1 protein-coding gene is annotated in these 667 nt (G+C 31.6%); it reads right to left on the reverse strand.

The window, feature by feature from the left end; genetic code table 11:
• On the reverse strand, positions 1-456 hold a 456-nt coding region (locus FUA24_RS02860; RefSeq protein ID WP_148539998.1), incomplete at its 3' end, for a right-handed parallel beta-helix repeat-containing protein.
• Positions 457-667 lie beyond the last annotated feature (211 nt).

The following is a 667-nucleotide window of genomic DNA, read 5'->3' on the forward strand; positions in this document are numbered from 1 at the left end:
TGTATTTCTTATAGAATTAAGAATAAAAGGATCGTTACTAGTTTTATTTGGCCATCTGGCTAAATTTAGGGGTGTTTGATCATTTACAACAAAGTTTCCTTGACCTAGAGAATTAAAGGAAATAGTTGTTTTATAAATAGCACCACTATCTTGGGTCCAACCTGATAAGGCTTCCATTGCTGAAATAATTACTTTTTCTCCAGGATATGATTGAAAAATTATAGGATTACCTGGTGTTCCTGAATTTGCAGGTGTTAACGTTTCTTCGTAAGTTCCTTCTCTTATATAAACAATATCTCCGGCTACAGCAACACTAGCTGCTTTTGATATGGTTAAGTAAGGACTCTCCATGGTTCCTGGGTTACTATCATCACCATTTTTTGCTACATAAATATCTTTTGCAAACATATTTAAGCTAAAAAGCAACAATAAAGTGAACGTATAATTTTGTTTCATTTATAGTTTGTTTTAATTTATTGTCAAATGTAAATTTTATAACCACTTTTAAGTAGCACAAATGTTTAAATAGCTAGAATAAATGATTTACACATACCTGCTTTAAGAATTAAACTTAAAATGATTTGTTTATTTTAAAGTTGATATTATATATTTGCTCCACTAATAAAGCACACGTGGCGGAATTGGTAGACGCGCTGCCTTGAGGGGG

The organism is Seonamhaeicola marinus (assembly GCF_008085455.1).